The sequence below is a fragment of the Labrenzia sp. PHM005 genome, from assembly GCF_006517275.1.
Taxonomy (GTDB): domain Bacteria; phylum Pseudomonadota; class Alphaproteobacteria; order Rhizobiales; family Stappiaceae; genus Roseibium.
Window position 1 is genome coordinate 3,112,584 of the sequence record NZ_CP041191.1, and the last position, 23,422, is coordinate 3,136,005.

Genomic DNA, 23,422 nt, shown 5'->3' on the forward strand with positions numbered 1-23,422 from the left:
TTAAGTGGCTTAAAGAGGAACCTTGCGGTCGCGCCACCTTTGTTCCCTGGGCTCAAAGCAGATTCGGTTTCTGCCGCCATGTTTTGCTTTGTACAGGGCCTTGTCCGCCGTTCGCATAAGCTCTGGAAGTGTCCGTCCCGACGGCAATTCACAATAGGTAAATCCAGTGGACACCGTCATTGAACAGGCCCCCTCAGGAAGCAGGAGCGGTGTTTTTGCGACGTCTGTCCGAATGTTGTCTAGCAACTGCGACACTTCCTGCTGCGACCGGTTCAAGAAAACCAGAACGAACTCCTCTCCGCCGATCCTGGCAAAAAGATCATTGGGGCCAAGATGTTGCTTCACCAGTTTTACAAAGTGAATCAAGGCCTGGTCGCCACCGTTATGGCCAAAGGTGTCGTTGATGGATTTAAAATGATCCAGGTCCGCATGCGCGAGCGCCATTGAGTGATTGGTGTCATTGGTCAGCAATTGGTCGATCGCGCTTTCGAGCGCCCGCCGGTTCATCGTTCCGGTTAGATGATCGCGATGCGCAGCTTCTTGCTGTTCTTTCATAGTTTTTTCAAACGCAATGGCAAGACAAAGGGCCGCCGATGCACAGCTACCAATAAGAAGGGTCAACTGGTGTGTGGCCTGGGCCTCATCCAATGGAAGGCCGAACTCACCCAAGACCGGCGGTTCAAAAAGGCCAAGGAACGCCCGGTGAGCAAAAGCTAAGGTGACGATCCCGTAACAAACAATCAAACTGTAGCGGGAAATGAGACCATCCTTGATGTCCCTTAGGTATTCCCAGCTCGCCAAAACACCGATGATCCCATAAGCGAAATAGGCCACCGTTGTCGCTGAGCTGTAATCGCCTTCCGCCAGGAACGGGGCTGCGACCAAACCGGTCAAAAGGCACGGGATGGCAAGCTGCAGATAAGATGCCGGTCTTCCCCCAAAGTCTCTGGCCGCCATATACCGCAGGCACAGGCCCGACAAAAGAAACAGTGTGCTGCCGGTATAAAGGAGTGTTGGTGGGATCTTTTCTGCATTGACGTAGTAGAGCCCGTTCGCCGCAAGAATGGCGGTGCTGATCCCCCACAGCAAGATGTACTTCAGATGACGAAGGTGGAAGTAGGTGATGAAATAGACCACGGCAAAAACGGCGTTAATCACGCCAACGGCCACTATAAGCGTATATAAGTCCATGCGCCCGCTGCACCTTTTGCCGGATAACCGCAAGACAATATGACAGTGAAGAACGTAAAATCTGAATTAAGATTTTGGGCGTCGCTCAATTAACGTAAAGAAAGTTCTGATGTTTCTAAACAGCTAGAGCGGTGATGGAAGGTGAGTTGCTCCCCTTACGTTCTGGGTATGTTGAAGAGCGGTTAGATTTATTGTATGCAAGTTGCATGCAAAATAATTTCACATTGTCGTGCCGGGAGCCGGTGTTTGAAAAGCTGCTGGCTGATCTGATTTCCTGTGCCATTGAACCCGGGTCTCAAATTCAGGAAGTGCAGGCGGCGGCCCGCTATGGCACCAGCCGAACCAAATTGCGGGAAGCTTTTGTTGATTTGGCCGCCCGCGATTTTGTTCACTTGCAGAAGAACAAAGGTGCCGTGGCCGCTCCAATGGATGCCGCGACGGTGTATTCCGTTTTCGAGGCTCGAATTGCAGCCGAAAAGGCGGCATCTGCGCTGGCCGCGGTTCGTGTAACGGCAGAGGAAAAGGCGGCGTTGAAAGCCTTTGCCATGGAGCTTGAGCAGGCACGCAGTGCGGATGATCTTGATGCTTTTTTTGCCATTGACCGGGCTATCCACGACGCACTTGCCACCTTTTCCAGAAACCCCTTGATTGCGGCACAAGTTCAGCTGATGCGGGCACACACAGCCCGATGCTGGCATTTCTACAAAGACCGGGGCCTGCGGGAGAGCGCAGATTTCGCCGGTGTCACGGCGATTCTGGATGCTGTTGCCGGAGGACAGCCCAAGGAAGCGGCTGAGGCCATGCACCGGCATTTGTCCACGTATCTCGCTGCTTTCAATGAGATGTTGACCAACCAGTTTGAGGCATTGAAATGGGTCTGAAGGTTTTGTTGGCGGCAGCCGCGCTCACGTTTTCAAATACAGCCTTCGCCTGGGGCGTGGAGCTCTCTGAGGACAAGATGGTTGCCTTTGAATTGCCGGTGGCGCCGGCCACCTCGCTTCAGCAACTGCGCCAGGACACGTCCATAAGAAATCTGCCACAGGGGACATTGGCCGGCCGGTTGCGTGTGCCAGAGGCAGATCGAAAGCTGCCAGCAGTTGTCGTTGTGCATACATGTCATGGGGAAAAGGCGTATGAACCCTGGCTGGGCCGGTTGAACAGCTGGGGGTATGCAACGCTCAGCTTTTCAAGATGTCAGCCGCCGGATCACAGCCCAGATGATGCGCACTATCCTTCGCTGGACTGGAAAAGGGGAGCCTTGGCTGCCTTAGGTGCGTTACGGCATCTTGCTCAGCGGGATGATATCGATGCGACTTCGATTGCAATCATGGGATGGTCACGCCTTGGTATGGTTCCGCTGAGTGTTCTCAATCCCGAAGGTTTTTATCAATTCTTTCCGGAGAAATTCGCTGCCGCAGTCGCGCTCTACCCGTTTTGTTCCTTTGCGCGCGGACCGCACGCAGGTCCCATTCTCGTCATTTCTGCAGCACAGGACGATTATGTCGACGCGGCAGTTTGCGAAAGGATGGCAGGAGAAACCAGCCAGGATGATTTCCCCGTTCGCTCAGCCCTTATCAGCAACGCTTATCATGGGTTTGACTTAGAACTATTTGGCGCTGTTCATTTCGCAAGCCGGGATGAAATTAATCCGGATGGGTTTGCAGCCGGTGGCGGCTCGCTCGGGTATGACAAAGCGGGACAGCAAACCGCGATTGCCCTTGTACGGGCATTTCTTCAGGAACATGTTCCGTCCCAAAAGGTTGAGTGAGAGGCACCACTAGCAGCCGTTTCACTCATTCAGCTCCCTAAGCGATTGTCCATTCAAAGCGCATCCTTGTCCTTCTGCAGGAAGTGCCCAGATCAAGCATGTGGCAGTTTCAGGCGTCTTCTGGAGGTCGCCATGTCGCTTGCTGCACAATATGACAAGTTCTCAAATACTTGGGCTTCGATGCTGGAGCGTCACGGCTTTTCCCGAGCCTACCGAGGGTTGTTTGACCGGGTGAGGTTCAACGTACGCAACAAATCGGTGTGTGACGTTGGAACTGGAAGCGGTGACTTCGCGCTAGCTCTGGCAAACAGCCGGGGTCGGCTGCAGTCCTTGACGCTTGTTGATCCTTCCCTGTCCATGCTAGATGTCGCAGTCAACCGGCTGTCGCCAATGTGCAACGATTTATCGGCATATCCCTGCCGGTTGGAAGACTTGCTTAGGCATCAGTCCTTCGATGTTGTGCTCGCCGCGCACGTTCTGGAGCATTGCCTTGATCCGCAGGACGGACTGGCCAGCCTGTTTCGATTGCTAAAACCCGGCGGCATCTTGGTGTTGTCGGTCAGCAAACCCCACATCTGCCAATGGTTGATTTGGCTGCGTTGGCGTCATCGCTGGTTCGGTGAAGCCCAAATGAAGGCCATGTTGTCCAGCGCAGGGTTCGCGGTTTCTTGCTGTTACGCCTATCCGGAAGGCATCCCCGAACGTGTCAGCCGTGCCTATGTGGTCCAGCGGCCAATAGAAAGCCTATAACCCATGTTTGTTGTTCTCGTTGATTTCAATGTAGAGGCCTTGCACCAGCAACAGGCCTTAAATCGCCTTCTTGAAGATGCTGAAGCAATTCGAGCCATGGCAGGGTGCCGCACATTCCGTCCTTACTGCGATCCACGAAACAACACGCATGTCGGAGTGGTTCATGAGTGGGACGGCGAAGCTGCCTTCAACACATATCTGGCGTCAAAGTCATTTGCTGAGCTCGGCTTGTCCCTTCGACCGCTGATGACGTCTGCGCCCTCCAGCCGCCGGTATGATGCAGCTTTGCTGATTGCCGATGCGTGAGATAGGCTTCGCGGATGTCTGAGCCTCCAGCTTACTCTGTTGCCCAAGAGTTTGGGCCTGCACCCAAAAGCCAGTTTCAAACCGGTCGCCACTATCTTCTGTATGCATCTGAAGGAACCATGCGCCTGGAGGCAAAGGGACGGACCTGGACGCTGCCGCCAGCAAGAGCGGCACTGATCACCGCTGGTGAGCCGATAGACGTGACCCTTCCTGTCCGCATCACGTGCCGGTCCGTGCTCTATGCGGTCGACTTTGTCGATCCGCCGGAGCAGGTGTTGAGCGTGTTTGACGTGTCGCCGCTGGCCCGAGAACTGATCCTGGAAGTTGCTCAGTGGGGACCCGATGATGCTTCCTTGTCTGGTTATGCAAGGGAGCTTTTCAAGACACTGGCAACGGTAGCCTGGCGGTTGTCACTGTCTCCCAGCAATCTCTACATGCCAGCGGGCCGGAGCGATGCGGTGAAAAAGGTCCTGGCGCTCACGGAAGAGAGCCTTGGGAAAACCTTGGAGTTTGACCATCTGGCAGATGTCGTTGCCTTGTCTCCGCGGTCTCTTGCACGCCGGATTTCTTCAGAACTGGGCATGAACTGGCGTCAAGCGTTGCAAAGGTTGCGCGTAATGAAGGCGGTTGAGGCGCTGTCCTTGTCCGACCTGCCGGTTACAGAGATTGCGTTTGAGCAGGGGTACCAGAGTTTATCGGCATTTAATTCCGCATTCCGTGAACTGACCGGAAAGACGCCATCGGAATATCGAGCGAGTTTTCGGATGCCATAAGGCAAAAAAAGCCCGGCATAAGCCGGGCTTTTCAAACCAGATCTTTTTCTGGCCTTAGTTCTTGGTTTTGTCGACCAGGGCGTTGGACTTGATCCCCCGCATTTCGCCTCTGGCGAACGCAAGGGTTTCTGTCGTCATGGACAAGTCCAACGCGGGCAAGGCCTTAGTTCTTGGTTTTGTCGACCAGGGCGTTGGACTTGATCCAGGGCATCATGCCACGCAGCTTTTCGCCAACTTCTTCGATCTGGTGGGCGTCGTTCAGGCGGCGGGTTGCTTTGAACTTGGCAGCGCCTGCGCGATATTCCTGCATCCAATCGGAGGTGAATTTGCCGTTCTGGATGTCTTCCAGAACCCGTTTCATCTCAGCCTTAGTTTCGGAAGTCACGATGCGCGGACCGGTAACATACTCACCCCACTCAGCGGTGTTGGAGATGGAGTAGTTCATGTTGGCGATGCCGCCTTCGTAGATCAGATCAACGATCAGCTTTACTTCGTGCAAGCACTCGAAGTAGGCCATTTCCGGAGCGTAACCGCCTTCAACGAGGGTCTCGAAGCCGGCACGGATCAGCTCAACCAGACCGCCGCAGAGAACAGCCTGTTCACCGAAGAGGTCGGTTTCACACTCTTCCTTGAAGGTGGTTTCGATGATGCCAGACCGGCCGCCGCCGACGCCACAGGCGTAGGACAGGCCGAGGTCTTGTGCATTACCAGTCGCGTCCTGGTGAACAGCGATCAGGCACGGTACGCCGCCACCCTTCATGTATTCGCCGCGAACCGTGTGGCCCGGGCCTTTCGGGGCAACCATCAAAACGTCGATGGTGTCTTTCGGCTCGATCAGGCCGAAGTGAACGTTCAGGCCGTGCGCGAAAGCGATGGCAGCGCCATCACGGATGTTATCGGCGATGTGGTCCTTATAAATATCGGCCTGCAGCTCATCCGGCGTGGCCATCATCATCAGGTCTGCCCAGGCAGCCGCTTCAGCAACAGTCATGACCTTGAAACCGTCAGCTTCGGCTTTCAGAGCGGTGGTGGAACCGGCGCGCAGAGCAACGGCGATGTCTTTCTGGCCGCTGTCTTTCAGGTTCATGGCATGGGCGCGGCCCTGAGAACCGTAACCGATGATGGCAACTTTTTTGGATTTGATCAGATTGATATCTGCATCACGATCATAATAGACACGCATGGGTTTTCCCTTTTTTCCCAGTATACTAGAAGCGCGGCCAGCGGCCGGGCCAATTTCTTGCAGCTTCCCCGGTCCGGAGCTTTAAGCGCCGAACAGCCGGTAAAACCGGTCTGTGGCCGTTTCGGCCTGGGTTTTCAGATCTTTCTCGGCGGGGCTCGGCGCCTCACCTAGAAGAAGGCGGATATGAACGTCGCGGATCGCCAGGCCATAAAGCACCTGATAGGCATCTTCCGCATCGTCGAATTTTAAAAGGCCATGACGGCGGCCGGTTTCCAACATGTTGCGCGCGCGGGCGGAAATCATGTGTTTGCCGCGCACCAGCAGAAGCTGGCCAAGCCGGTTGGAATTGGTGTTGGACTGGCCGATCGACAGACGGTTCAGCGCCAGTGAACTTTCAGAAAACAAAACGCCGAGCAGTGCTTCGACAAAGGCGGCAACATGGGCGCGGAACGTGTCCGCATCGGCCGTTGCGCCGCTTTCGGATGGAAACTGCACCTGGCTTGCCTGGAAAGCTACAACAGCCGCCAGCAACCCATCCCGGTCCCCAAACCACTTATAAAGGCTTTCTTTGGAGCAGCTGGCCGTGCGGGCAAGTCCCGCCGTTGTCAGCGCTTTTTCGCCACCGTCGACCAGAAGTGTCAGCGCGTGCTGCAAGACCACCTGCTGGCGCGGCGAAAACTCGGGCGCGGCGTCCGGGCGGGAAGTGGCGATGTCAAAACTTGCGGCTGGCATATGTCTGAGTTTCGGATCTGCGTGTTGTGGCGCTGTTGTGAAATTTTATACGAACCGTACCGTACGGTTCGGATGATGTTATGACAAAGCGGGACAGGGAGGTCAAGGGAAATTTTAGCTAAGAATCGACACCTGTTGGCTTGCCTGCCAACAGCCTGACACACCAGGAAAATCAATACGTGACACTGAAGGTGAGTTAATTGATCACCTTTGTGAGGTCGTCACAATGATTGGTTTGTCACACATATGTCTGCGTAAATTTTGTCTGGTGTAACCAAAGCTTGCTGTTGATGTTTACGATTTAGCGAGCGTAAGGGCGGGCGACATGGGAACACGTTGCGGGGAAACCGGCAGGTGCAAATAGCGTGGCTGTCGCTTAGAAATTTCGAGATGATTTGTTTTGGGTCGGCCGTCTTCCTGCCCTTTTTGTTTACCTGTCAACGGCCCCAACGCCCGGTGTAGACCTACATGTTACGGGTGTCGTGTATTTGATGGGAGGGTTTGCTGTGAGATCTGCAGATTTCATTATTTATAGAGTGTTTATCCAATTAAGGAATAGAAAAAGATGTCACTGTCAAAAATAATTACGCTGTAACAATAATCATTTTTGTTTCTACAAAATCGAATTGTTTGCCGATTGTTCTGCTTTTTGTTTAGTTTTTATTGATTTGCCTCGGGGGACACTGGCGTTCTCAATGTGGCTGCTGCATGTGCGGGCCACAGGTGCGTACGGGAGCCCGTGAATGCTGACGAGTTTACGAGACACAGGCCGATCACTTTGGAAGCGTGTCTTTGTTCGTGCAACGCTTTTCTCTGTCGGTGGGATCCTCGTTTTTTCCTTCGTGGTCATCGGCATCAAGTATCACATCCAAATCTCGGAGACCGAAGCACGGCTGGAACATGATGCGCGCCAAAAGGCGCAATTTGTTGCCAATATCTCTGCCCGTGAAATCGAAAACAAAAATTATGGCGAAATGGAGCGGCTTCTAAATGCAGTGGCCGGAGACCGGTCTGTCATTGCCGCCAAGGCTTTCAGCCGGTTCGGTCAGGAGTTTGCCAGCGATTTCGCGTCAGCCAAACCCGTAAGTGAAACCCTGTTCAGTGAGACGGCCTTGAACGCTGCCCAAGAGGGCCAGGATTACACAATCGAAACGTCCGGAACGATCGAGTACGTTCTTCCGGTATTTCGAAATGGAACGGCCGTTGGCAGTGTGCTGGTCCGCATGTCCAAAGACGAGATGGCCGACATATTTCAGGAAGCGCTCTGGCAGGCCGCCCTGACTGTTGCGGTCTTATTCCTGGCGTTTCTTCCAGTCATCGCATGGCTGATGTACCGGGCGACTGCCGGCATAAGTGAGGTGACGGAAGCGGCAAATGGCGCTGCAGAAGGGTTCTTGGACTGCGATTTGAAAACAGAGGCACCTGGTGAAGTTGGTGAACTTCAATCAGCATTTTTGGAGATGATGCGAAAGCTGCGCTCAAACATTGTCGACATTGAACGGCTCGCCTACACCGACCGCATCACCGGACTGCCAAACCGGGCGCAGCTTGACAAATTGGCGGCTAAAATGATCGATCAGAAGCCTGGGGCTACAGGTTCTGTGCTCTACATAGGGTTTGACCGGTTTAAGTTGATCAACGATATGCATGGTCATCATACCGGCGATGCATTGCTGCGTGAGTTGGCTGAACGGCTCGTGCGGCTCGTCGACAAGGCCACTCATCAGCACACGGTGAGTGTCTCCGCAGTCGCACGGTTTGCCGGAGACGAATTTGTTTGCATCTTGCCCGGAATAACAGATCCAGCTTTGCTGGAAGACATATCCGCAACCATTCTTACACTTTTGAGCAAGCCGGTGCGGATAGGGTCGTTGTCCTTGTCCGTGGATGCCAGTGCCGGGGTCATGACCTATCCGGATCAAGGCGGGACTGCAGAAGAAGTTATGAAAAACGCAAACCTTGCCATGTATCAGGCAAAAGCGATCCAACGCGGTAAGGCGGTTGCCTATAGCGAAAGCTTGAGGGAACAGCTCAATGAACGTGAAACTATCGCAGAGCGTCTTCGGCTCGCGGTGGAGCACGGTACGCTTGACGTTTTTTACCAGCCCAAGGTCAATCCTTCGAATGGCGAGATTGTTGGTTCAGAAGCGTTGCTGCGCTGGCGGGACGAGGTCTTGGGACAAGTCCGGCCAGACAAATTCATCCCAATTGCTGAGGAGCGTGGTTTGATTGCGCCAATCGGCGAATTCGTTTTGAAAAAAGCACTGGAGGATACCAAGCGACTGCATCTGGAAAACATGCAGGTTTCCGTGGCAGTGAATGTGTCTCCGGCCCAACTACAGGATCCGAATTTTTCCGACCACACGCTGAGGATTATCGGGGAAAGCGGTTTGGCACCGGATAAACTGGAGCTGGAAATCACAGAATCCAGCGTGATGGAATATTCCGGAAGAGTTATAGAGCAGATACTGCCAATTCGGTCTGAAGGGGTGAACTTTGCTATCGACGATTTTGGAACCGGATACTCTTGTTTAAGCAGCCTGGCGAATATGCCGTTCGACACATTGAAGATCGACCGCTCGTTCATCATGGACATCACCAATTGTGAGGATCGGCGGACGATTGTCGAACTGATCTTAATGATGGCCAATCAACTCAATCTAAACACCGTGGCTGAAGGCATTGAGACGCCCTTACAGAAAGATTACCTGAAGCTATGGGGCGGCACGCTGGGGCAGGGGTATTTATGGAGCCCTGCCGTGTCCTTCCCGGAGTATTCGGCAATGGTGCGGGCGCAAAATGGCGTTGATTATGAGGCAAGCAACATAGCGGTTCTGCATTGATAATTTTGAGGCGCATGTTTTTCTGGTAAAAAACCTATTTAGCCGCCGAGGTGAGAACTCACGTTAATATCGGCAGCACTTGCCAGAATAAGGTCGGCCAGCGGATCGAGATCAGCCCGTGTTCCCGTACCTGAAAGCACGCCGATTTTCAGGCCCGCGCCTGCCGCAGCAGCCATCTCCAGATCATGGGTGTTGTCGCCGATGACGGCAATTTCTTGTTCCGGTATTCCGGTTGCCTGGGCGAAGCCGTTGACCATGCCCGGTCCGGGTTTGTGTCCATATCCGCTGTCATAGCCGGAAATGAAAGAGAAACAGTCTGAGACGCCGGTCGTTTTCAAGAACGCGGCAATGGATGCTTCGCAGTCGCTGCTGGCAACACCAAGAACATAACCAACGCTCTTCAAACGGGGCAGGACCTCGGAAAGTCCGGGAAGAAGTGCGGCCACGTCCATGCCATCCAAAAATATACGGTCGAGTTTCTCTGTCAAAACATCGATCGCGATCTGAGATCCATTCTCAACAAAACCTTCTGCAATCTCGAGGGCATTTCCGGCTGCAAAAAGACTTCCTGCCGCGGTCTTTCGCGTCACCGGGTCCATGCCGCCCGCAATAAGCAATTGTGTTGCTAAGGCCGTATCGCCGCCGGCGGCAAACTCCGCCACCTTTTCTTGAGGTGTGGCCCAAGTGGAATCGAAATCCAGCAGGGTGCCGTCTTTGTCGAAAAGGAGGGCTTTGATGGGAGAGGTCATGCGGCGATCTTATAGATGAGAGACAAAAAGGGGCAGCACATGCTGCCCCTCTCACTAGCTCAAGTTTGGCTCAAAGTCAGCCAATAATGCTGTTCAAAGTTGCACTTGGGCGCATCACGGTGTCGACCTTGGCTTGCGGGGCGTGGTAGTAGCCGCCTGTGTCGGCTGCAGCGCCCTGAACGCCATTGAGTTCACCAACGATTTTGTCTTCGTTGGAAGACAGCGCTTCGGCGACCGGTGCGAACTGAGCCTTCAGATCTGCGTCTCCATCCTGGGCGGCCAACGCCTTGGCCCAGTAAAGTGCGATGTAGAAGTGGCTGCCACGGTTATCCAGGCCGCCGACCTTGCGGGCCGGGGACTTGTCGTTGTCCAGCAAGCCTTCGATCGCCTTGTCCAGGGCATCGGCCAGAACTTGCGCCTTCGCATTGCCTTTAACGTTGGCAAGGTGCTCAAGCGACGCGCCAAGTGCGCAGAATTCACCAAGGGAATCCCAGCGCAGGTAGTTTTCTTCCTGCAGCTGCTGCACGTGTTTCGGCGCAGAGCCGCCAGCGCCGGTTTCAAACAGGCCGCCGCCATTCATCAGTGGAACGATGGACAGCATCTTGGCCGATGTGCCGACTTCCAGGATCGGGTAGAGATCGGTCAGGTAGTCACGCAGCACGTTGCCAGTGATGGAGATCGTGTCTTCACCACGCGCAATGCGCTCGGTGGAGTATTTTGCCGCCTCGGTCGGGGCCAGAATGCGGTAGTCCAGACCGGAGGTGTCGTGATCTGGAAGATAAGCTTCGACCTTCTTGATCAGCTCAGCATCGTGTGCACGCTCAGAGTTCAGCCAGAAAACACCCGGCATGCCGGACAGGCGCATGCGGTTGACGCCGAGCTTGACCCAGTCGCGGATCGGGGCGTCTTTGGTCCGGCAGGCGCGCCAGATGTCGCCACCTTCAACACCGTGCTCAAGCAGGGTTTCGCCAGATGCACTGACCACCTTAATGGTGCCGTCGCTTGGTGCCTTGAAGGTTTGCGGGTGAGAGCCGTATTCCTCGGCCTTTTGGGCCATCAGGCCGACATTCGGCACCGTGCCCATCTTGGCCGGGTCGAGAGCGCCGTTTTCCTTACAGAAGTCGATCACTGCGGAGTAGACACCCGCGTAGGAGCTGTCCGGGATCACACACTTAGCGTCACCTTCGTTGCCATCCGGGCCCCAGCCCTTGCCGCCTGCACGGATGAGAGCCGGCATGGAGGCATCAATGATGACGTCAGAAGAAACGTGCAAGTTGGTGATGCCCTTGTCCGAGTTCACCATGTACATGGCCGGACCGTTGTCGAGCGCGGCCTTGATGTCAGCCTGAACTTCAGCGGCCTTGTCAGCCGGCAAGGATGCGACCTTAGCTTCGAGATCACCAATACCGAGATCCGGGTTCACACCGAGCTCAGTGAAGGTGGTAGCGTGTTTTTCAAAAACGTCTTTCAGGAAGGCCTTGACGCAGACACCGAAGATGATCGGGTCGGAGACCTTCATCATCGTGGCTTTCATGTGCAGCGAGAACAGGATGCCCTGATCCTTGGCGTCCTGGATTTCCTTTTCCAGAAATGCCGACAGTGCCTTGACGCTCATGTAGGTGGCGTCGATGACGTCACCGTCTTCCAGTGGCCAGTCGCCCTTCAGAACGGTCTCAGCGCCATCGTTTCCAGCAAAAACAATTTTGGCAGTGCCTGCCTGAGCAGCAGAAACGGTGATCGACTTTTCATTGGAGCGGAAGTCGTTCTCGCCCATGGTGGCAACATGGGTCTTGGAAGAAGACGCCCAAGCGCCCATGCGGTGCGGGTTCTTCTTGGCGTATTCCTTGACGGCCTTTGGTGCGCGGCGGTCGGAGTTGCCTTCGCGCAGCACCGGGTTCACGGCGGAACCTTTGATGGCGTCGTATTTCGCCTTGATGGTCTTTTCTTCGTCGGTTTTTGCATCCGCCGGATAGTCGGGCAGCTTGTAACCCTGATCCTGCAATTCCTTGATCGCTGCGTTCAGCTGCGGCTGAGACGCAGAAATGTTCGGCAGCTTAATCACATTGGCATCCGGGGTTTTCACCATATCACCCAGAAGTGCCAGGTCGTCGGATTGTTTTTGTTCGTCGCTGAGGAACTCCGGGAACGCCGCCAGGACACGTCCAGCGAGGGAAATGTCCTTGGTGCCGATGGTGAGGCCCGCAGCCTTGGTGAAGGAGCGGATGATCGGAAGGAAGGACGCAGATGCCAGTTCCGGTGCTTCGTCAACCTTGGTGTAGATGATATCGGCCATAGTGCTCACGTTTCCTGATGTTCCAACGGGATCGGACGGAGGCAGGAAGGTTGCCTCCGGACGGATTTTGAAAAGCGTATACAATTGTACGCAATCAAATGCCAGCCCTCATAAAGGCGAAGGCTGCAAAAGCCGTGGGAGTTCTAGCAAACGGGGCGGAAAAGGCAATTACGGGAGGGCCCTAATGTCAGGTACGGACAGTGTCTCCGGTTTTCCAAAACTCAACAGCGCCTTGAGGTAAGCCTACAAGCACACGGTTCAGTTCGGCTTCGTCAATTGAAGAGCGCCTCAGCGCTGCCGCAACATCGTCAATGGCGGTTTCGGGGGCAAAATTGTGATCCTTGCGCACCGACTTCATCTCACGGATAAGCGTTGCCCGGTCCGGAAAGGGGGGAGGGGTGTCATTCGGTTTCCAGTCTTCGACAAAGATGGCCCGTGTGACGGCAGGAAGGATATTGGCAAATTGCAGGGCTTGTTCTGTTGTCAGGTGCGAGCGGAAGGTGTGCAGGACGGCTCTGAGAGTATGATACGCCTGATGATGGGTTTGCAATAAGCAGGTGTCGCGAACATCCTGAATGAACGCATCGAAATCGCGCGACGCAAGAAAATAGGTTTGTGGCATAGGCATTGTAACAGCCAGGACGCTGATTTTGGAAAGCTTTCTAACACTGCGGGATATTTCAAGAGCTTCAATTAAAAATAGTCATTCACAAAGAATTCGGATCAGTTGACCACGTCTTGCGAATTCCGGTAGCGGGCGGTTATCTGATCAAACTCACCATTTTCCTGCATAGTCTGTAGTTCCCGGGAGAATGCGGCTACAAAATCTTCGCTGACGCTAATCTTGCTGAACATGATGTAATTCGATTCTGAAGCCACTATCACATTGGATGGTATAACTTTTCTCGACAGGCCCAGCCTCTGGACGACTGATGAGACGACGTAGGTTTCGCCTAAAATTGCATCGACCCGTCCAAGGTCCAATTGTTTGAGATTGAGTTCCTGACTGTCTGTCGTTTCGATCTGATCGGCGTAAGTTTTCGCCAATTCCGGAAAGGCGCCGCCATAGGCGTAGTCGCGGATCACACCCAAACGTTTCCCTTTCTTGAAAAAATCGGCAAGGTCTTTGTAGGCACTTTGGTCTTTTGTGCGGACAAACAGTATTTCATTGGCCTGGATGTAGGGACTGGAAAAGTGCGCAAATTCCTCCCGGTCCGGTGTGATCGTAACGGGTGTTGCAATGTCCACTGTTCCATTGCGCATAGCGTTCAGATGCCGTGTCCAGGGGAGCGGGATCTTCGTCAATTCGCAGTCCATTTTATTCAGGATCGTTTCAATGACCTCGAAGTCCATGCCTGTGACAGTATCACCTTCAACAATATTGTAAGGACGATAGTCGCCAGCCCCGGCAATCAGAGTGCCGCCGCGCGGACAATCTTGCGCCTGCGCTGCCAATGTCAAACTTCCTAAAATACCAGCGATAAGAAGAGCCAGCAGTTTTCCTGTTCGTGCCATGAAGGCTTTTCCACTTGCGGAAGATTTTCACCGATATCTTAACTCGAAAAAATAAGGGAATGTTTAGTGAAAGCAATAAACAGGCTTGCGTGTGTATTAAATCGGACCCAACCTTCAATATGGGAGCAACAAAACTGACTATATTCAATTCTTGCGCGATTTTTTGAGTTTGGCACATCTTTTAAGTAGTAGGTATATCGTGCACCTCTTTGCGGTCTGACAATTGTCGCCATAAAACCCAGTTCGAAGACACTGTCCTTTATCTAAGGAATTCGGGATGGACCTGCCCACATACGCGGCCAGGGCTTTTCAATTCCGCAGCCTTCCGCTAAATCCCGCGTCATGAGCAAAAACGCGAAAATCAGAGATGAGGCGCGGGCGATTACCGCGCGGCCTCCGGCGGTGATCCTGTGTGAACCGCAGCTTGGCGAGAATATCGGCACAGCCGCCCGGGCCATGGCCAATTTTGGTCTGGTCGATCTTCGGATCGTCAATCCGCGGGATGGCTGGCCGAGCGAAAAGGCGCGCGCTGCTGCCAGCCGGGCGGATCATGTGATCGATAAGGTGCAGGTTTTTGACAGTGTTGAAGCGGCGATCGCGGATCTCAACTTCGTCTTTGCGACAACGGCGCGGTCTCGCGAAGTGCCGAAACCCGTGCGTGGACCGGATGAAGCCGCAAAAAAAGCCGTCGAGCTTGGTGAAAAGGGGCATGGTGTCGGCTATTTGTTCGGCCGCGAACGTTGGGGCCTCAACAATGAAGAAGTGGCACTGGCCGATGAAATCGTCACCTTGCCGGTTGATCCAGATTTTGCATCGCTGAACATTGCTCAGGCGGTTCTTGTGTGCGCCTACGAGTGGCGCAAGACGGCAAGTCAGGGGGAGTTGCCTTTCCTGCTGTCAGAAGAAGAACATCCTCCGGCGTCGAAAGAAGACATCTTGAGAATGTTTGAGCATCTGGAAAGCTCGCTGGATGAGGTCAGCTTCTTTCGTCCACCGGAGCGGCGCCCGCATATGGTGCGGAATTTGCGGAACATCTTCCAGAAGGCGGAACTCAGTGCACAAGAAGTCCGCACTTTGCGCGGCGTGATCGCTGCTTTGGAAAAGCGCGAAACCCGTCCCCGGAAAACCCGGGTTGAGGGGGAAAACGAAGAGTGAGGCAGAACTCGTGAGCGATGTCCGTCCGGTTCTCATCTTTGATTCAGGTTTGGGCGGGCTCACGGTTCTGCGCGAGGCACGCTATTTGCTGCCCTATGAAAGGCTGCATTATGTGGCCGATGATGCAGCTTTTCCGATTGGCCGGTGGCCGGAACAGGACCTTCATGACCGGCTTATGAAGTTGTTCGACGGGCTAATTCGAGAGCACGATCCCAAAGCTATTGTAATTGCCTGCAACACCGCGTTCACCCTTGCCGGTGAAGCCCTGCGTGACGCTCATCCAGAAGTTCCCTTTGTCGGTACGGTACCAGCGATCAAACCGGCAGCCGAGCGCACGTCCTCCGGCTTGATTTCCGTCTTGGCCACACCTGGCACGGTTCGACGTGCCTACACAAGATCGTTGATTGAGAGCTTTGCTTCGAAATGCCATGTCCGCCTGGTCGGCTCAGACAATCTGGCGGAATTGGCGGAAATGCACTTACGCGGCGAAGAGGTGTTTGATGCCGCGATTTCGGCTGAAATCTCTGGCTGTTTCCTGGATCAGGATGGCAAGCGAACGGATATCGTTGTTCTTGCCTGTACCCACTATCCGTTTCTAACCAATCGTTTCCGCAAGATCGCGCCCTGGCCTGTCGACTGGCTGGACCCGGCTGAAGCGATTGCTCGACAGCTCGTCCGCGTTCTCGGGCAAGCGGCGGCTAGCGAGCCATCTCATGAGCCGGACGAGGCCTTTTTTACATCAAGCCCGCAAAATCCGTCCTTGAAACGGCTTTTAGCGGGCTTCGGTTTGACGCTTATCACGCGATAGGGAAATACCGGGCATCACGCCGAATAGGTTTTCATCACCAATCCGTTGTCATTGGATTTGGCAGCCCCCTTCAAGAGCATCATCTCTTCGGTCACCAAATTTGAATTCGCGCTGACGCCACGCGGAATTGTCAGGATAGAGACCGAGCACTGCAGAAGCGGAAATTCCCGCATGGTGCCAAACCGGTCCTGTGCTTTGATGAAGCCTTGAGTGCGGTGCTCAGGGTCATAGAAGCTCTCTACATCATTACGGAAAGCCCGCTTGAGCGCATGCATACGGGTTGCAACCTCGGCCTGGTCACCGGCCAAGAAACCTGCGAGGAAATCATCTCCACCGATGTGGCCATGGAAGGTGTTGGCACCGGATACATGCCGCTGCAGCAATTCGCTGAACAAGATGATGGCGCGGTCGCCCTGACGGTAACCGTAGGTGTCGTTGAACGGTTTGAAATTGTCGAAATCCATGTAGCAGATATGCCGGTCGCCAGACTTGTTGGCGACGGCTTCTGTAACAAAACGGTTGACGGCACCGTTTCCTGGCAGACCGGTCAGCGGATTTTGATCCTGCGCCTCCTGCAAGCGTTTCTCATGGATGATCTTTAGCAGTGACGTCGCTGACAGGAACCCAGCATAGCGAAAATTCTGGGTAATGATGATGCCATCGGAATTGATCGAAGAGGCAAAAGTCACCAGAAGCATGTCCGCATTGGAATCAATGTCAGCAATCGGACAGGCGCGAACGAAGGACCGTAGAGGAAAATTGAGCGCTGCTTTGGCGTCTTCATCGTCCGGGCCGCCTGCGTAAAGGTAGGCCTTCAAATCCCGTTCATGAATGATGCCGCGTGGTTCATGGTTGGCATCCAGAACCGGAATGATGCTGGCATCCTGATTGTGCACGAACAGATCAAGAAGATCGCTCATGGACGAATCGTATTGGACAGTGGGCAGGTCCAGCAACTCGTTGCGGATACGCGACTGCTCTTCCTTGCGTTTCCCGCCTGGCGATTCAGCACGAATGTGATCGTAAAACAGCTTTGCCGTTGCCGAAGATGCAGACGGTTTGGCGACATAATAACCCTGGATCAAATCACAGCCGGCATCCCGACACGCTTTGAATTCCCTTTCCGTTTCAACGCATTCAGCGATGACACGGGCCCCCAGAACATGGGCAAGATTTGCAACTGTCGTCACAAACAGTTTCCGGCGCGGATCGCTGTCGATGCCGTTTAAGAAAAACCGGTCGATCCGCACATAATTGGGTGACATGTCATGTAGGAGGCGCAATTCGGAAGATCCACGGCCGAAATCATCCAGAGCGATCATGAAGCCGGATTGCCTCAAATCGTTCATTGCATGATGGGCCACGTCATCATGTGCTTCATAATGACGGTCGGACAATTCCAGACAAATCTGACTCTTCTGCAAACCGTATTCGACCAGAATGGCGCCCATTTCCATCCGTGGGTCGTTTTCAGTGCCGAGGTCCCGCCCGTCGAGTTTGAAGAACAGTTTTGTGCCGTTAGCGGTTCGCAGCGCTTTGAACTTTGTTGCTGCTTTGCGAAGCAGCGCAATTTCGAGCTCTGCCAGGAAACCTTCTGCGTAAGCCTGATTTAACAAAGCGTCGGGCGTTTCCGCACCAGCCTGAGCGCAGTTTCGAATTTGCGCCTCATACCCATAAACAACGCCCGTTCCCACATCCACAATTGGCTGCAAGGCATAGTCGAGGCTTTTTAGGATGTATTTCAGCGGAGGCTGGCTGGAAACCGCCTGTGGGCTGTCATCCTCTTGGTCTGAGTTCGCGGGCGAGAACATTTTTTACCTACTAACGTCTTGTAAAGGCGAAATAAATTCGATGTGATTCCAGGGTGCAAGGTTGCAAGTTGCCCTCGCATTTATTCTTATGGTTGTGCGTTGATTGCATAGTGAAAAATTGCAATTAAAATTTCCTAAATGTATCCATTATTTTCAACGGTAATCTTACGCATGGTCACAATTGCCGGTGCCGAGGTGCGAGGCAGCGTTGTCATCCCAGCGTTGGACTCACTGCCAAGCGGAGCGAAATCCGGCGAGAAAAGTCCGCAAAACCAGGCTGAAAGCATTGACATTTCGCAATCTGGCGGGTACTCCCGCGCGGTCTGGCCAGGTTTGACTTGGCCGGGTCTACGCACCCGTGGGTTTTCAGCCGGCGCCGTCTGTTGAAACCCTGTCGATCCAGAGCAAGTTTTAGAATCTTGTAATGGAAGAAGGAGGGCGCGTTTCCTTGATAGAAAAACAACGCGAATTTTAAAGGAAACCGCGATGTCAAAGCGCCATAGCGTTAAATACAAAATCGACCGCCGGATGGGCGAAAACATCTGGGGCCGTCCGAAGAGCCCGGTCAACCGCCGCGAATATGGCCCAGGCCAGCATGGTCAGCGCCGTAAAGGTAAACTGTCCGACTTCGGTGTTCAGCTGCGCGCTAAGCAGAAGCTGAAAGGCTACTACGGCAACATCTCCGAAAAGCAGTTCCGCAAGGTTTATGCAGAAGCGTCCCGTCTGAAAGGCGATACCTCTGAAAACCTGATCGGTCTTCTGGAGCGCCGTCTCGACGCTGTCATCTACCGTGCCAAATTTGTGCCGACCGTGTTTGCTGCTCGTCAGTTCATCAACCACGGCCACATCAAGGTGAACGGCAAGCGCGTCAACATTCCGAGCTATCAGCTGCGTCCGGGCGACGTTGTTGAAATTCGCGAAAAGTCCAAGCAGCTCGCAATCGTTCTGGAAGCTGTCCAGTCCGCTGAGCGTGACGTGCCGGACTACGTTGATGCTGATCACAGCAAGCTGACTGCGACTTACTCCCGTATTCCTGCGTTCTCTGATGTACCGTACCCGGTGCAGATGGAACCGAACCTGGTGGTCGAGTTCTATTCGCGCTAATTTAGCGCCGAATACACTTCTTCAAAGGGCTGCCCATCGGGCGGCCCTTTTTTTGTTTTTAACCAGCGGATGCGGCTTTGTTTGAGTGAACGCGTTTTCCGGTTGTTGATTTATTGTTAGATTTGGCGGGAAGACCGTTTCTAGGAACTTCTGGTACAATCCACAGCTGAACAACTAGGAATTCCAGCGCGAAGCCGAACTCGTAAGTTCAGGTTGAGGAGGAGTTTTGCGAAGCTTTCTATGGATCCCTGTTGTGGCCCTTTACCTGTTGGCTTTTCCAATTGCAGGAATAGCAGCAGATAAATCCGCAACCGTTGTCATGTTGACTTGGCGGGGTGCGACTGCGGCTGAAACAAGTTTTATCAAAACGCTTGAGGCATCCGGCTGGAATGTTGAGCTGGTGAAGTTTGATGCGGGTCGAAACCGGGCCGCGCTTGCTGCATTTCTAAGGGAAAATAGTGATGTTCTTCGTGCGGCCGATGGGATCTACACATTCGGAACCCTTACGGCCCGCGTCGTTCAGAGCGTGGGCCTTAATACCGTTCCTCATGTTTTTAATATCGTTGCGGATCCTGTGGGAACTGGGTTGGTTCGGAATTTGGAAGAACCAGGCGTTTTGCGAACTGGTGCCAAAGTAACAATTTCTCTGACTTCAGTGTTCCAAACGTTGGACGATGCAATTGATTTTTCGAGCGTTGCTGTCCTGTTTGATCCGCGCGAGCTGACCTCTGAAGCGCAGTACCACAGGGTCGCCGATACGATTAGTGCGATGGGGAAACCAGTGAAGGGAGTTCGGTTTGTTCCTGATACAGACGATGTTTCTAATCAGGTCAGCATCCTGAAAAGGGAGTTGGCCGATACTGATTTGATATTTGTTCCGGCTGCTTCTTCGTTCGTTGCTCATATAGGCAGGATTGCGGAAGTTGTTCCAGAGACTGCCGTGATCGTAGGGGCTGTCGAAGCAATGGTTGGAAAAGGGGCCACTGTCGCAATCGCAGCTGATTTTGCAGAGAGAGGGCGAGTTGCTGGGAATATGATGATTTCTATTCTTGAAGGTGCGGATCCTGCAACTATTCCCGTAAGTGAAGTGCCGATTGAAGAGGCGAAAATTATTATCGACCTGGATGACCCAAGAGCAGCTCGAATTGATTTGAGTGTTTTCAAAGGCGATGTCATCGAGATTGGACGCTTTGGAGATGCAATCCGGTAGTTCAAGTGATCTAGTGTTAAGTGTCCGATGGGAAACAGTTTTGAGTCCGCATAAAGAACTATTGACGCCATTTTGTTGCCACGGAAGGTAATCACGCCGCACATCGGGATCTTGATGCCGATGTCCTTCTCGGCCAGAAATATGCGGACGCGTTTCGTGTTGCCCGACATGGCATTGTAAAACTTCATGCTAAGCGTCCTCGTCTGAATCGGTATGTTCGTTTTCGGGAGTCGGCTTGCTTGTCTCTTGGGGGGGATGGCTGAGCGAGTATCTAAAAAGCTACACAGAAGCGGGAGTGTGCACAAACACTTGGTTGCGGCCGTTTTTCTTAGCGTTGTAGAGCGCCTTATCTGCGTTCTGAAGGAACTGGGTTTCGTTCTTGCTGTCGCCGCTCAGATGGGCCACGCCAAAACTGCAGGTGATCGTGAAGGAGCCGTCCTCGGTTTCAAAATCCATTTCCGCAATTTCCCCGCGGATCCGGTCTAGGATTTTATCTATATCTGCTGGGTGGTTTTCCGGAATGATGAGGCAGAACTCTTCGCCGCCGATACGGGCGACAATGTCGGAATTCCGCATCCTATCGACCAGCAGCCGGCCGACCTCCTTAAGCACCACATCGCCTGCTGGATGACCGTAGGTGTCGTTGATCTGCTTGAAAAAATCGAGGTCGGCGATCACAATTGAAAGCGTATGTTTGTACCGTATTGCGCGCTGAAATTCTTCCGAAAAGCGGATGTCGAAATAGCGGCGGTTATACAGATTTGTTAGCGGGTCTCGGATCGAGATTTCCCGAAGTTTTTGATTGGCTTCTGCCAGTTCTTTCGTTCGCTGCTGAACAGTGTCGTTGAGGGTTTTATTCATATTTTTAAGAGCGCCGGCCATCGCGCTGAAGTGTAAGGTGAGCTCCTTTACTTCTTGCCAGCCGCGCGGGACCAAGGGATTTGAGAAATCTCCTTCGGCAATTTTTGAGGTTTGTGTCTTAAGCCGCTCCACCGGCCGTGCGATGTAGATCGATAGGCCAATGCCAATGGCAGTTGCGAGCCCAAGCAAGGCAATGCCGGAAATTAATATCAGATAGAGATTTTGAAAAGTGTACTGATTGACTTCACTTTCATTGATTTTGGCAACCAGCCCCCAATCGAGTTCTGGAATGTAGCGGGTCGACGCAAATACCAAATTGCCAGCATAATCAGTGGCGTGCCGTAAGACGACTTCTTCTCCCATAAGGGCTTTGGTGATTGGCACATCTTGCCGAGTTTTGGCGATTGTATGGGAAAAGGCAGCATCCGGATCATACTTCAGCGGAAACGCAAAAACAGCATCACCATTTTCGTTTCTCAAACCCAAGATCCATTCACCGGTCTCTCCGAGGCCGGTTCTGTCCTGAGACAAGTCATTGATGAAATCGGCAAAAAACGTCAGTTGCAGATAACCGACATGGTCACGACCAAGGTGTAAGGCTGTTTCGCTGGCGACGATGGTTTCACCGTCCTGAAATTGCAGTGTGATTTTAATGGTTGAATCTGTTTTTGGCTCTAAGTGGCGAACCTCAACCGAGGGGAACGTTGAAATCGTCAACTGACCAGCTGGATCAAACAAGTTGACGCTTTTCAAGTTTGTGAGGCCGTCTTGCGCGTCTTCCAGAATGCGAAGAATTGTCATTCTGTGCAAGTCTTTGCCCGTTCTCGTCCATTCCTTCAGGCTGATGCGCATCTGCGTGCGGCTGGCAATCAGAGCTGTGTTGTCTTCAATACGTTCAATCGAGGCCAGAAGCCGTTCCTTGGCAATTTGCGACAATGCCATCAAGTTGGCTTCGACATCCAATGCGTGCTGGTCGGCCATGCGATGGTTTAAAAAGTGCAAGCCGATGAATTGCGGGACGGCCGCAACAAAAACAAAAGCGGAAATGAGAATGTGCTTGAGTTTCATGTCATTGGCACCTCAGTGCGCCTTCACTGGACCTCGTCTTTTTTACGTATCCAGTGAATTATAAATAATCTTCAAAATTAAAGAAGTTAAGAAATTGATAATCTTCTGTAATGGTTAAATTAACGGTTGCTGTGTCCTAATTTATAACTAAAGATATATTTGTTGGTTGCTGAGTAGGTTGGTGGATTCAATTATCTTTTTACAAGTGGGATGCGAGCCGGTTGGAAAGGCCCGCCTTTGCCCTTGGCCTTCTGGTGGCAATCCGGTATGTCAGCTCCCAATTCAACAACGCTGAAATTAAGCTCGAGATATGAACGACATTGCTGCCAGTTCGGACACGGATGTTCCTGCGCTTTTGAAAAACGCACCGTCGAGTGTCGAGTTCAAGAAGTTGCGAAAACGGCTTTTGCGTCAGGCACGGGAAGCGATCAGTGATTTTGGAATGCTGCCGGAGGGCGCGTCTGAGACGAACCGTCCCAAATGGTTGGTTTGCCTGTCGGGCGGCAAGGACAGCTATACGCTGCTGGCCGTTTTGATCGAACTGAAATGGCGCGGTCTTCTCCCTGTGGATCTGGTCGCCTGCAATCTCGATCAGGCGCAGCCGGGCTTTCCACCAGAGATCTTGCCGAAATTCTTCGAAGATAACGGCATCGAGCACATCATTGTGCGTGAGGATACCTATTCGATTGTCACGGACAAAATCCCGGAAAACCGGACGTATTGTTCGCTTTGCTCACGCCTGCGCAGGGGTATCCTTTACCGGGTGGCACGCGAGCAGGGGTGTGAAGCGATTGTACTTGGCCATCACCGCGACGATATCCTTGAAACCTTCTTCATGAACCTTTTCCACGGCGGGCGGCTGGCATCCATGCCGCCAAAGCTGATCAACGATGAAGGGGATCTTCTGGTGCTGCGCCCGCTTGCTTATGCATCTGAACGCGATATCCAGAAATTCTCAGATGGCATGGAGTTTCCGATTATCCCGTGCAATCTCTGTGGCTCTCAGGACGGTCTTCAGCGTGAGGAAGTCAAACGCATGCTGCAGGGCTGGGAAAAGGAAACACCAGGCCGGCTTGGTGTTATGGCGCGGGCGCTCGGCCACACCCGTCCGTCCCATCTGCTTGACCGCAAGCTTTATGATTTTGCCAATTTGCGCCCGCAAGATGCCAATGCAGACAAAGAGGCCAGTGAAGCAGAAGAGCCCTGTGCTGCCAGTCTAGCCATGACCGCAAAGCTTTTTGCGGCTGAATAGAGTCTCATTGAATAAAATACCTTTTGGTAATTAAGTCCGGCATGTCCGCT

General features: G+C 53.2%; 20 protein-coding genes. 11 read left to right on the top strand and 9 right to left on the bottom strand.

Features of this window, described 5'->3' with window-relative positions; all coding sequences use genetic code 11:
- Positions 1–9 precede the first annotated feature (9 nt).
- A complete protein-coding gene (locus FJ695_RS13990) occupies positions 10–1,191 on the bottom strand; it encodes a GGDEF domain-containing protein (protein WP_141186029.1) in 1,182 nt (393 codons plus the stop codon).
- A 206-nt stretch (positions 1,192–1,397) separates the two neighbouring features.
- Here FJ695_RS13990 and FJ695_RS13995 point away from each other — a divergent pair, with 206 nt between their 5' ends.
- The 5 genes from FJ695_RS13995 to FJ695_RS14015 all read left to right on the top strand — a co-directional run bounded on the left by FJ695_RS13995 (position 1,398) and on the right by FJ695_RS14015 (position 4,788).
- Positions 1,398–2,072: a GntR family transcriptional regulator gene (locus FJ695_RS13995; RefSeq protein ID WP_168206371.1), complete on the top strand. Its 675-nt coding sequence runs from the start codon at positions 1,398–1,400 to the stop codon at positions 2,070–2,072.
- On the top strand, positions 2,063–2,959 hold the full coding sequence (locus tag FJ695_RS14000; RefSeq protein ID WP_141186031.1) for a dienelactone hydrolase family protein: 897 nt from the start codon (positions 2,063–2,065) through the stop codon (positions 2,957–2,959). Before FJ695_RS13995 ends, FJ695_RS14000 begins: the two co-directional genes overlap by 10 nt.
- Before the next feature lie 132 nt (positions 2,960–3,091).
- Positions 3,092–3,709, top strand: a complete 618-nt coding sequence (locus FJ695_RS14005; RefSeq protein ID WP_141186032.1) for a class I SAM-dependent methyltransferase — start codon at positions 3,092–3,094, stop codon at positions 3,707–3,709.
- 3 nt (positions 3,710–3,712) lie between these two features.
- Positions 3,713–4,015: a putative quinol monooxygenase gene (locus tag FJ695_RS14010; protein WP_141186033.1), complete on the top strand. Its 303-nt coding sequence runs from the start codon at positions 3,713–3,715 to the stop codon at positions 4,013–4,015.
- 14 nt (positions 4,016–4,029) lie between these two features.
- Positions 4,030–4,788 (top strand): AraC family transcriptional regulator, encoded by a 759-nt coding sequence (locus FJ695_RS14015; RefSeq protein ID WP_141186034.1) that lies wholly within the window; start codon positions 4,030–4,032, stop codon positions 4,786–4,788.
- Between the two features lie 163 nt (positions 4,789–4,951).
- On the opposite strand, the gene ilvC is transcribed toward FJ695_RS14015, so the two are convergent.
- Positions 4,952–5,971 (bottom strand): ketol-acid reductoisomerase, encoded by a 1,020-nt coding sequence (gene ilvC, locus FJ695_RS14020; protein WP_141186035.1) that lies wholly within the window; start codon positions 5,969–5,971, stop codon positions 4,952–4,954.
- Positions 5,972–6,052: 81 nt separating this feature from the next.
- Positions 6,053–6,703, bottom strand: a complete 651-nt coding sequence (locus tag FJ695_RS14025; protein ID WP_141186036.1) for a TetR/AcrR family transcriptional regulator — start codon at positions 6,701–6,703, stop codon at positions 6,053–6,055.
- Between the two features lie 743 nt (positions 6,704–7,446).
- On the opposite strand from FJ695_RS14025, the gene FJ695_RS14030 reads away from it, so the two are divergent.
- Positions 7,447–9,546 carry a bifunctional diguanylate cyclase/phosphodiesterase gene (locus FJ695_RS14030; RefSeq protein WP_141186037.1) on the top strand — a complete coding sequence of 700 codons (2,100 nt, stop codon included), beginning with the start codon at positions 7,447–7,449 and terminating at the stop codon, positions 9,544–9,546.
- Between the two features lie 38 nt (positions 9,547–9,584).
- Here FJ695_RS14030 and FJ695_RS14035 read toward each other — a convergent pair whose 3' ends face one another.
- The 4 genes from FJ695_RS14035 to FJ695_RS14050 form a co-directional block, all read right to left on the bottom strand.
- On the bottom strand, positions 9,585–10,295 hold the full coding sequence (locus tag FJ695_RS14035; protein ID WP_141186038.1) for an HAD family hydrolase: 711 nt from the start codon (positions 10,293–10,295) through the stop codon (positions 9,585–9,587).
- 76 nt (positions 10,296–10,371) lie between these two features.
- Positions 10,372–12,597 (bottom strand): NADP-dependent isocitrate dehydrogenase, encoded by a 2,226-nt coding sequence (locus FJ695_RS14040; RefSeq protein ID WP_371708784.1) that lies wholly within the window; start codon positions 12,595–12,597, stop codon positions 10,372–10,374.
- 178 nt (positions 12,598–12,775) lie between these two features.
- Positions 12,776–13,216 (bottom strand): DUF2267 domain-containing protein, encoded by a 441-nt coding sequence (locus FJ695_RS14045; protein WP_141186040.1) that lies wholly within the window; start codon positions 13,214–13,216, stop codon positions 12,776–12,778.
- Positions 13,217–13,311: 95 nt separating this feature from the next.
- Positions 13,312–14,103 carry an ABC transporter substrate-binding protein gene (locus FJ695_RS14050; protein WP_209010655.1) on the bottom strand — a complete coding sequence of 264 codons (792 nt, stop codon included), beginning with the start codon at positions 14,101–14,103 and terminating at the stop codon, positions 13,312–13,314.
- A 342-nt stretch (positions 14,104–14,445) separates the two neighbouring features.
- Here FJ695_RS14050 and FJ695_RS14055 point away from each other — a divergent pair, with 342 nt between their 5' ends.
- Both FJ695_RS14055 and murI read left to right on the top strand, forming a co-directional pair.
- On the top strand, positions 14,446–15,258 hold the full coding sequence (locus FJ695_RS14055; protein WP_141186041.1) for an RNA methyltransferase: 813 nt from the start codon (positions 14,446–14,448) through the stop codon (positions 15,256–15,258).
- 10 nt (positions 15,259–15,268) lie between these two features.
- Positions 15,269–16,066 (top strand): glutamate racemase, encoded by a 798-nt coding sequence (gene murI, locus FJ695_RS14060; protein ID WP_141186042.1) that lies wholly within the window; start codon positions 15,269–15,271, stop codon positions 16,064–16,066.
- Positions 16,067–16,080: 14 nt separating this feature from the next.
- Here murI and FJ695_RS14065 read toward each other — a convergent pair whose 3' ends face one another.
- Positions 16,081–17,877: an EAL domain-containing protein gene (locus FJ695_RS14065; protein ID WP_141186043.1), complete on the bottom strand. Its 1,797-nt coding sequence runs from the start codon at positions 17,875–17,877 to the stop codon at positions 16,081–16,083.
- A 486-nt stretch (positions 17,878–18,363) separates the two neighbouring features.
- On the opposite strand from FJ695_RS14065, the gene rpsD reads away from it, so the two are divergent.
- Together rpsD and FJ695_RS14075 are read left to right on the top strand one after the other, a co-directional pair.
- Positions 18,364–18,981: a 30S ribosomal protein S4 gene (gene rpsD / locus FJ695_RS14070; RefSeq protein WP_141186044.1), complete on the top strand. Its 618-nt coding sequence runs from the start codon at positions 18,364–18,366 to the stop codon at positions 18,979–18,981.
- A 226-nt stretch (positions 18,982–19,207) separates the two neighbouring features.
- Entirely contained in the window at positions 19,208–20,191 is a 984-nt protein-coding gene (locus tag FJ695_RS14075; RefSeq protein WP_141186045.1) for an ABC transporter substrate binding protein, read from the top strand.
- A gap of 279 nt (positions 20,192–20,470) precedes the next feature.
- On the opposite strand, the gene FJ695_RS14080 is transcribed toward FJ695_RS14075, so the two are convergent.
- Entirely contained in the window at positions 20,471–22,120 is a 1,650-nt protein-coding gene (locus FJ695_RS14080; RefSeq protein WP_141186046.1) for a diguanylate cyclase, read from the bottom strand.
- A gap of 310 nt (positions 22,121–22,430) precedes the next feature.
- Between FJ695_RS14080 and ttcA the strand changes: the two genes are divergently transcribed.
- Positions 22,431–23,372 carry a tRNA 2-thiocytidine(32) synthetase TtcA gene (ttcA, locus tag FJ695_RS14085; RefSeq protein ID WP_141186047.1) on the top strand — a complete coding sequence of 314 codons (942 nt, stop codon included), beginning with the start codon at positions 22,431–22,433 and terminating at the stop codon, positions 23,370–23,372.
- Positions 23,373–23,422 lie beyond the last annotated feature (50 nt).

What these genes read in the sequence shown, in the direction of transcription:
- FJ695_RS13990 (WP_141186029.1), bottom strand. Translation starts at nt 1,191, where the DNA reads ATGGACTTATATACGCTTATAGTGGCCGTTGGCGTGATTAACGCCGTT.
- FJ695_RS13995 (WP_168206371.1), top strand. Translation starts at nt 1,398, where the DNA reads ATGCAAAATAATTTCACATTGTCGTGCCGGGAGCCGGTGTTTGAAAAG.
- FJ695_RS14000 (WP_141186031.1), top strand. Translation starts at nt 2,063, where the DNA reads ATGGGTCTGAAGGTTTTGTTGGCGGCAGCCGCGCTCACGTTTTCAAAT.
- FJ695_RS14005 (WP_141186032.1), top strand. Translation starts at nt 3,092, where the DNA reads ATGTCGCTTGCTGCACAATATGACAAGTTCTCAAATACTTGGGCTTCG.
- FJ695_RS14010 (WP_141186033.1), top strand. Translation starts at nt 3,713, where the DNA reads ATGTTTGTTGTTCTCGTTGATTTCAATGTAGAGGCCTTGCACCAGCAA.
- FJ695_RS14015 (WP_141186034.1), top strand. Translation starts at nt 4,030, where the DNA reads ATGTCTGAGCCTCCAGCTTACTCTGTTGCCCAAGAGTTTGGGCCTGCA.
- ilvC (WP_141186035.1), bottom strand. Translation starts at nt 5,971, where the DNA reads ATGCGTGTCTATTATGATCGTGATGCAGATATCAATCTGATCAAATCC.
- FJ695_RS14025 (WP_141186036.1), bottom strand. Translation starts at nt 6,703, where the DNA reads ATGCCAGCCGCAAGTTTTGACATCGCCACTTCCCGCCCGGACGCCGCG.
- FJ695_RS14030 (WP_141186037.1), top strand. Translation starts at nt 7,447, where the DNA reads ATGCTGACGAGTTTACGAGACACAGGCCGATCACTTTGGAAGCGTGTC.
- FJ695_RS14035 (WP_141186038.1), bottom strand. Translation starts at nt 10,295, where the DNA reads ATGACCTCTCCCATCAAAGCCCTCCTTTTCGACAAAGACGGCACCCTG.
- FJ695_RS14045 (WP_141186040.1), bottom strand. Translation starts at nt 13,216, where the DNA reads ATGCCTATGCCACAAACCTATTTTCTTGCGTCGCGCGATTTCGATGCG.
- FJ695_RS14050 (WP_209010655.1), bottom strand. Translation starts at nt 14,103, where the DNA reads ATGGCACGAACAGGAAAACTGCTGGCTCTTCTTATCGCTGGTATTTTA.
- FJ695_RS14055 (WP_141186041.1), top strand. Translation starts at nt 14,446, where the DNA reads ATGAGCAAAAACGCGAAAATCAGAGATGAGGCGCGGGCGATTACCGCG.
- FJ695_RS14065 (WP_141186043.1), bottom strand. Translation starts at nt 17,877, where the DNA reads ATGTTCTCGCCCGCGAACTCAGACCAAGAGGATGACAGCCCACAGGCG.
- rpsD (WP_141186044.1), top strand. Translation starts at nt 18,364, where the DNA reads ATGTCAAAGCGCCATAGCGTTAAATACAAAATCGACCGCCGGATGGGC.
- FJ695_RS14080 (WP_141186046.1), bottom strand. Translation starts at nt 22,120, where the DNA reads ATGAAACTCAAGCACATTCTCATTTCCGCTTTTGTTTTTGTTGCGGCC.
- ttcA (WP_141186047.1), top strand. Translation starts at nt 22,431, where the DNA reads ATGAACGACATTGCTGCCAGTTCGGACACGGATGTTCCTGCGCTTTTG.